Source organism: Flavobacterium sandaracinum (assembly GCF_004349135.1).
Classification (GTDB): Bacteria; Bacteroidota; Bacteroidia; order Flavobacteriales; family Flavobacteriaceae; genus Flavobacterium; species Flavobacterium sandaracinum.
In genome coordinates this window covers 1-6,096 of sequence record NZ_SMFN01000039.1, presented here as the reverse complement: position 1 = coordinate 6,096, position 6,096 = coordinate 1, and the positions used below count along the sequence as shown (strand labels likewise).

The following is a 6,096-nucleotide window of genomic DNA, read 5'->3' as shown; positions in this document are numbered from 1 at the left end:
GGTAATCGAGTAGACGGCTCCGCCAGAAACTGACGGAGTGCGCCTCTCACACCACCGTACGTACGGTTCTCGTATACGGCGGTTCGCAAAGTGATGGGTTGAGTTCCATGTAAATCTCCAACATTGATTGATAGCCTTTCTTCTTAAGTCGCAGTAGGGTAATAGTAGTGGTTAGAATTGGACTTTGAGCAATGCGCCATCCTCCTTTTCTGGTTCTGCTCCAAGCATAAGCATGGTCTTTGTCAATCCCTAGTCGCATCAGGTTTTTCCTTTTGCGTTCGGGTTTTTTCCAGTCCGTCCAAATGCAGTAGCGCAGTCGGTTGCGTAACCATCCGTCAATATCTCGTAACTTTCCTTGAATACTTGTCCCTCGAAAATAGTTTAACCATCCTCGCTGGATTTCGTTGATTTTTCGGATGCGTTCCTCGAAACTTTTGGGTGCAGTTTTGCGCGTCACTTCTTTTAGACTCTGCTTGAGTTTTGCCCAAGCTTTGTCCCCTACCGTTAGTTGATACCTGCCTTTTACCCCTTTTTGATAGGTCGATGCAAACGAAAATCCCAATATCGTGAACTGAATCGGTTTTCTAATCCCGCTCTTTTCCAGATTAATGGTGAGTTTTAGCTTGTCTTTCAAAAACAGAAAGATAGCATTTCCAACCGTTTTGGCTTGGTATTTCGATTTGGTGTAAATACTAAAATCATCGGCATAGCGAACAAACTTCAATCCTTTTCGTGTCAATTCCTTGTCCAATTCGTGGAGCAAGATGTTTGACAAAAGCGGACTAATCGGGCTTCCTTGCGGAACTCCTTTTCGTCGTTTGATCAGTTTTCCTTTGATGAGTATTGGCACTCGCAACCATTTGCGGATTAATCGCAAAGTCGTTGGGCATTTTACCTTTTGGTAAATCAGGTTCATCAGCAAGCAATGATCCACTTCGTCAAAGAAGGTTTTTAGGTCAATATCTACAATATAATTGTAGCCTTCGTGAATGTTTCCCAAAGCTTTGCCTACCGCTTGGCGGGCGTTTTTGTTGGGTCGAAATCCGAAGCTGTTCACGCTAAAATCCTTTTCGAATCTCGGCATCATCGCTTGCGATACGGCTTGTTGAAGTAGTCTATCGACTACGGTTGGGATTCCCAAGAGTCGGAACTTTCCGCCTCCTTTGGGAATCTCTACTCCAAGAATAGGTTGCGGTAAGTAACGGTCATTCTTAATATCCTCCAGTAATGCAGACTTGTGTTCACGGAAATAATCCGTTAGTTGAATGGTTTTTAGCCCATCAACGCCCGCACTGCCTTTGTTGACCACTACTTGATGTAGTGCCTTTTGGAGATTGTAAGGATGTGTTACTTGTGCAATCATACTTGTTGTTTTACATTAAATTCTTCCTGTTCCGCTTTTTCAGGGCTATAACTTGCGTTATTCCGATGAAAATTGAGAACCACTTGCGTTGGGTCCTTCCGGTAAGCACTTCCTCTTTCCGTCTATGCCCGACGCATCTACTAACTAAACCTGTTGTCTAAAGGCTTTGCATTGCTGTGCATGCTTACCCAATTTAGCTAGCCTCTTATGCGCTTTGTGTTCCTCGGTACAGACTTTTGCCGTTTGGCTTCCTTCACTGCATGGATCGCTCCAAACCAGCTTACCACGTGCTAATCGGCTCAATATAATACAACAACTTGCCGATAAGGGACTTGCACCCTATAGATAAAATTCCTACTTTTGAGGAATTGGAAGTGCATGCAAGGCACACACACACGCTACAAGCAATTTGGGGATTAGGCTTAATTTAAATATGGTTTTGTATTTGGAAGATTAAGCAAATCCGAATAATGGGCTTAATTTAATCCCAAACTACTTGTAGCGCGGGGACGTTAGCCGTCATAGTAAAAAACGAAACAGACGAAATTGAAAATAATAACTTGGAATTGTAACGGAGCATTTAGGAAAAAGTTTGAAAACATTACAGACTTAAATGCTGACATATATATTATTCAAGAATGTGAAAACCCATCCGAATCCAAAGACAAAAAATATCAAGAATGGGCTGAAAATTATATTTGGATTGGAGATAACAAAAATAAAGGACTAGCAATTTTTGCAAAACCAGAGATTAAGTTGGAAAAATTAGATTGGTCTAACCAATTCAAAGACCATTCAGTAAAGCATTTTTTGCCTTGTAAAATAAATATGGATTTTAACTTGCTTGCTGTTTGGACACACAGAAATAATTCGCCTAATTTTGGTTACATAGGTCAATTATGGAAATATCTACAAGTCAATAAAGACAAATTAAATGAGTCAATTATTGCAGGAGACTTTAATAGTAACACAATTTGGGACGAATGGGACAGATGGTGGAATCACTCTGATGTAGTAAAAGAATTTAAAGAAATTGGTATCGAAAGTTTTTATCACAAGTTTACAGGAGAACTTCACGGCAAAGAAACTATACCAACTTTACATTTTCAAAAAAAATCAACAAGACCTTATCATATTGATTACATTTTTGGTACTCAAAAATTTACCGAAAAAATAATAAAATTTGAAATTGGACAATTTGATAGATGGATAAAAATAAGTGACCATATGCCGATTATGTGTGAAATTGAACAATGTGAATAAAAACAACGACCGCCAACAGCCACTACAACGGATTTGGGTATTAGACATAATGGAAAGTTAGTTTTTTACTTGGATGATTTGGCAAATCCGAAAATAAGGCTTAATTTAATCCTAAACCCGCTGTAGTACCAGAACGTTGGCAGACAGCTTGTTGAACCGAACAGAAAATACACAATTAATGTCAATATTAAAAGAATTAAACGAATCACATATTTCAATAAAAGGACTTTCAATTTCATTATTTTTAGTTCCCTTTTGGTACATATCTATTTATTTATTTGGAAATGATTTTTATAAATTGGCAGGTAATATTGTTGTTTTAGCATTTTGTATTATAGTTAGTGTAACTTCTTCTGTCTTAAGTTTAATGTTTTGTGATAAAGTAAATAGATTAGCAAGAGTAGAAACTTCTTTAATAAATAATATGTCTGTTTCGGTAATATTACTTACTTTTTGGATTTCATTTTTAATATTTATAACATATTCAATAGAGTTCTTATTCAACAAATTAACTTACTTATATGTTTTTATAGTTATTTATTATACGCCAATTCTCGGTTTTAATGCTTTAGCTATGGTATGGGATAACCAAAAAGCCAAAATAGAAGAGGAAAAAGAAAATCAAATTACTATAACAATTAATTCAGTTGATAAAGAAACCAAGCAACGTAGAGTTAATAAATTTGATACTGTAATCGTAAGAAAAGAAGGGATTGGGTATTTAATGAAAACTTTTGATAAAGTCGGACAATATGTAACAGATCCTACGGGGTCAGTTAAAATTAAGATTGATTCTTCAAAAATATGTGATATTTCAGTGTCTGGCTTAAATGTATTGGGTGGAGATATGTATAATCCTGGATATTTAAAAGATGGGCAAGAGATAAATATAGAAGTTGTCTCTATTAGAAATAAGTAAAAAGTAGTCGAACAAAGAAAGCCGAGCATTTGCTCGGCTTTCTTATTTTACATCATTGAGCAAACCCGAAACTTTGTTGATACTTGCCTGCCAAAACAATAAATAGCAGATGTTTTAATGTGGTCTGTAATTACTTCCTTCAACTCTTTTTTGCTGTGAAAATTCAATTGCACTCATAATTTTAAATTTTAGTTTATACTTATCTGAAAAATTGTATTTTTGTTTAGCACATGCAAGGAAGCAATAGATTGTGCCGTAACGACTTAGGGGAATTGTATCTCACAAAAGCAAGCTTGTTTTTACCAAAAATCGATTTTTTTTAAAGAATTTTAAATACCTTTGAACTATACGATGACAAGATTGCTTTGTATGAGAGGATGCTGAAGGAGAAAGATGAAATGATGCAACGACTTGAAAAACTAATCAATAAATTACTTCGGGATAATTCTTATTTATAATTAAGGCTCAACTAATTAGTTGAGCCTTTTTAATTGCATGATTATTATCTTTTACTAAAAAATGATTATTCGTTATATCCATAAGTCATAACACCAAAAGTTTATTACATTAGTGCCTTCTTAAGGATTATTAATCCCTAATCTTAATAAACAATTATTTCAAATGTCAGAAGAACAGAAAAAAATATTGGAGCAACAGCTTTGGAATATAGCGAATACTTTACGAGGAAAGATGAATGCGGATGAATTCAGGGATTATATACTTGGTTTTATATTTTATAAATATTTGGCTGAAAAAATGGAAATTTTCGCCAACTCTATTTTAGAACATGATAATATTCAATTCAGGAATATTGACGAAAATACTAAAAAAGGTCAAGAATATATTGAGGCAATAAAAGAAGAAGCTCTTGAAAATTTAGGCTACTTTTTAAAACCATCTGAGCTTTTCAGTGAAATTGCAAAAAGAGGAAACAGTGGTAGTAATAATTTCATTCTGGAAGATCTACAAAAAATCCTAACCAATATTCAGTTGAGTACGATGGGAACTCAAAGTGAAGAAGATTTCGAAGATCTTTTTTCAGATATGGACTTAAACAGTAATAATTTAGGACGAACTGCTGAAGCAAGAAATGCAATCATAGTAAAAGTTTTAGTGCATCTTGATGAAATTGATTTTAAGCTGGAGCATACTGAAATAGATGTATTAGGTGATGCTTACGAATATCTGATTGGTCAGTTTGCTAGTGGTGCAGGTAAAAAAGCCGGAGAATTTTATACACCGCAGGAGGTTTCAAAAATCCTTGCAAAAATTGTCACAACAGGTAAGAATAGATTAAAATCAGTATATGATCCAACCTGTGGTTCAGGATCGCTATTGTTGCGTGTTGCCAAAGAGGTAAAAGATGTCAATAATTTTTATGGACAGGAGATGAACCGCACAACGTACAATCTTGCCCGTATGAACATGATACTCCATGGCATACATTATCTAAAATTCAATATAAAACAAGAGGACACTTTAGAGCACCCGCAACATTTGAATGATATGCCATTTGAAGCCATTGTGGCAAATCCTCCTTTTTCCGCCAATTGGAGTGCAAATCCTTTATTTCTGAATGATGATCGTTTTAGTCAATATGGTAAGTTAGCTCCAGCAAGTAAAGCCGATTTTGCATTCGTGCAACATATGATTTATCATTTAGCAGAAAATGGTACAATGGCGATTGTATTGCCACACGGCGTTTTATTCCGTGGTGCAGCAGAATTACACATACGTAAATACCTCATAGAACAAAAGAACTACTTAGACGCAGTAATTGGCTTGCCTGCCAATATTTTCTATGGCACCAGTATTCCTACATGTATTTTAGTTTTCAAAAAATGTCGGGAAACACCGGATGATATTTTATTTATAGATGCCAGCAAGGAATTTGAAAAGGTTAAAAATCAAAATATGTTACGAGACAATCACATAACTAAGATTGTAGAAACCTATCGTAATAGAACAGTAATTGAAAAATACAGTCATTTGGCTAAAGAAGTTGCTGACAATGATTATAATTTAAATATTCCACGCTATGTGGATACGTTTGAAGAACAAGAGGAAATTGATATCCAAAAGGTAATGTTCGAAATTAAAGAACTTGAAACCAAACGAGCCAATCTCGATAAGGAAATAGATGTTTATTTTAAAGAACTGGGGCTAGTTTTTTAATTTTTCAAATCCTTAATGTTTTTAATAACGAAAATTGAATAATCAAGATGGCGAATAAAAAATTAAAAGTAGGTAACGTTCCTAATTTGAGATTTCCAGGGTTTACTGAGGAGTGGGAARCRAAAAAGTTACAAGATGTAGTCAAAATCAATCAAGGATTGCAGATTATGATCTCTGAAAGACTTATTGAAGCAGAAGACGGTGCTCATTTTTACATTACGAATGAGTTTCTAAAAAAAAGTTCAGAAAAAAAGTACTTTATTAAAAATCCCCCTAGTTCTGTTTTATGTACGGAAGAGGATATACTAATGACAAGAACTGGTAATACGGGGATGGTAGTTACAAATGTTAGTGGAGCCTTTCATAATAATTTTTT

General features: G+C 35.0%; 5 protein-coding genes. 4 read left to right on the top strand and 1 reads right to left on the bottom strand.

What is annotated here, in order from left to right:
* Nucleotides 1-46: 46 nt before the first annotated feature.
* Nucleotides 47-1,363: a group II intron reverse transcriptase/maturase gene (gene ltrA, locus E0F91_RS17280; RefSeq protein ID WP_132067607.1), complete on the bottom strand. Its 1,317-nt coding sequence runs from the start codon at nucleotides 1,361-1,363 to the stop codon at nucleotides 47-49.
* Nucleotides 1,364-1,909: 546 nt separating this feature from the next.
* Here ltrA and E0F91_RS17275 point away from each other — a divergent pair.
* From E0F91_RS17275 to E0F91_RS17260, 4 genes are all read left to right on the top strand, one after another.
* Nucleotides 1,910-2,626, top strand: coding sequence for an endonuclease/exonuclease/phosphatase family protein (locus tag E0F91_RS17275; RefSeq protein ID WP_132067606.1), 717 nt, complete (start codon nucleotides 1,910-1,912; stop codon nucleotides 2,624-2,626).
* Between the two features lie 178 nt (nucleotides 2,627-2,804).
* The gene (locus tag E0F91_RS17270; RefSeq protein WP_132067605.1) at nucleotides 2,805-3,545 is read left to right on the top strand and encodes a hypothetical protein; all 741 of its coding nucleotides are present in this window, start codon (nucleotides 2,805-2,807) and stop codon (nucleotides 3,543-3,545) included.
* A gap of 621 nt (nucleotides 3,546-4,166) precedes the next feature.
* Entirely contained in the window at nucleotides 4,167-5,720 is a 1,554-nt protein-coding gene (locus tag E0F91_RS17265) for a type I restriction-modification system subunit M (protein WP_132067604.1), read from the top strand.
* Nucleotides 5,721-5,767: 47 nt separating this feature from the next.
* A partial coding sequence (locus tag E0F91_RS17260; protein WP_132067603.1) for a restriction endonuclease subunit S domain-containing protein occupies nucleotides 5,768-6,096 on the top strand: 329 nt, incomplete at its 3' end.

Coding starts and splice junctions, on each gene's coding strand:
- ltrA (WP_132067607.1), bottom strand. CDS start 1,363: ATGATTGCACAAGTAACACATCCTTACAATCTCCAAAAGGCACTACAT.
- E0F91_RS17270 (WP_132067605.1), top strand. CDS start 2,805: ATGTCAATATTAAAAGAATTAAACGAATCACATATTTCAATAAAAGGA.
- E0F91_RS17265 (WP_132067604.1), top strand. CDS start 4,167: ATGTCAGAAGAACAGAAAAAAATATTGGAGCAACAGCTTTGGAATATA.